This window comes from Streptomyces sp. NPDC049597 (assembly GCF_040675505.1).
Lineage (GTDB): Bacteria > Actinomycetota > Actinomycetes > Streptomycetales > Streptomycetaceae > Streptomyces.
The window spans coordinates 1-1,516 of the sequence record NZ_JBFAOY010000082.1; the positions used below are offsets into that span (position 1 = coordinate 1).

The window sequence follows — 1,516 nt, forward strand, 5'->3', positions numbered from 1 at the left end:
CAGGCACAAGATCAGCAGACACCCCACAGATCCTGCCGACTCAACACGCAACTGCCAAGCCCCACAACGAACTTCATTCTGAAACGATCAGTTAGACCGCGACGCGCACCGGTCGTTGCTCCTCAGGCCCGTAGGCCAGAACCCGCGCGAGGACCTCGCGAAACTGGGTGATGTCCTCGGCTGGCGCTTCCAGAACTGCTTCGATCTCCGTGTCGGCCAGACGTAGCGCGGGCAGCGACGACGGATCCAAGGAGAGATGGAGGACATTGCCGGTCAGCTCTGCCTTCCGCACACATCCGTAGTCTTTACCAGGCATTGAAGTGACCACGCGATGTGACTCGTCATCCTCATCTGACTCGTCACCGCCGGACTGGAACAGCATGCCGAAGCCGCAGTGCACACCATCTGAGATCTCGGCCTCCATCCAGTAGCCGTCGGGGTCTATCTCTCCGCCAGCCACTTGGGCAACAAAACGGTAGGTCATGACGCTGTTGTACCAGTTGAGCTGATCAGCGGCAGCAGCCCCGGGTGGTGGGCGACATCCCGTGTGTTGCCAGTGGGTCCACTGAGGCAACTTAGCGCCTGGTCAGTGGTTTTTTTCTCGTTCGAGCGCTCCCCTACTCGTGAAGGAACCTTGGATTGGCACCATCTCGACAGCCGCGAACGGCGAGCGCTCCAGCGTGGCCTGGTAGGTCTCCTCCGGCCCGGCGCACCGCGCCGAGGTAGGCGGCGCGGACTTCGGCGAGCACTGCCGCCCAGCCTGGGAGGGGCTCGGAGACGTCACCGTCCATGACCTTCGACGGGGTCCCTTTGGCATCTGCCATTCCCACAATCAGGAGTCCGCCGATGTGGTTGGCGAACGCAGCGACATGCTTGGCAAGCTCTGCCTTCTGCTCGTCGGTGGAAGCCGACATCTCGCGCTTGTAGTCCAGATCTTCGCCCTCGGCCGCCTCCGGGTTTCCTTCCAGCTCAGTGAGGTCGGCGTAGGTGACCGTGTCGAGGGAAGCGACAGCGCTGCCCGCCCCTGGCGTGGCGGGTTCGGACGGCTTCTGGCCCGGGTCGGGTCGGCGAACCGGTGGCCGGTCGGCCATGGCGAGCTGGACTACTCCTCTGCGGGTTCGGGCCCTGTCTCGGCGGGTTAGGCGTCTGGAGACCAGGACGAGCAGCCGCAGCGTGTCGGGTGATGCGGCGTCAGGGGCGTTGTCCGCGAGGGTTGTCTGGCGAGATTCGAACCTTTCTTCGTTGCTCGGGGGAATGTTTGCGTGGCAGCATTCGTGGGTGACTGGCAACGGGGATGAGGTCTCGAAGCGTCAGCGTGCTTCGAGACTGGCGGATTTGGTCGATGCGTCGACGCCGACCACATCGTTTGAACCTTCAACGTTTCCACCGGTGGCAGCCGAGGTTCCTGCGGTGGCCGAGCTGGTCGATGAGGTGGCGGTGGCGCGGCGGGGGTTTGCGCGTTTGCTGGGGGAGTTTCGGCGGTCGGCGGTGTTGGTGCCGTTCGATGAGCACGGGA

2 protein-coding genes are annotated in these 1,516 nt (G+C 63.7%); both read right to left on the reverse strand.

The genetic code is table 11. From position 1 onward, the window contains the following. Nucleotides 1-91: 91 nt before the first annotated feature. Nucleotides 92-484 carry a hypothetical protein gene (locus AB0K02_RS34015; RefSeq protein ID WP_365996467.1) on the reverse strand — a complete coding sequence of 131 codons (393 nt, stop codon included), beginning with the start codon at nt 482-484 and terminating at the stop codon, nt 92-94. A gap of 133 nt (nt 485-617) precedes the next feature. Continuing rightward, entirely contained in the window at nt 618-1,091 is a 474-nt protein-coding gene (locus tag AB0K02_RS34020; protein WP_365996468.1) for an ATP-binding protein, read from the reverse strand. Nucleotides 1,092-1,516 lie beyond the last annotated feature (425 nt).

What these genes read in the sequence shown, in the direction of transcription:
- AB0K02_RS34015 (WP_365996467.1), bottom strand. Translation starts at nt 484, where the DNA reads ATGACCTACCGTTTTGTTGCCCAAGTGGCTGGCGGAGAGATAGACCCC.
- AB0K02_RS34020 (WP_365996468.1), bottom strand. Translation starts at nt 1,091, where the DNA reads ATGGCCGACCGGCCACCGGTTCGCCGACCCGACCCGGGCCAGAAGCCG.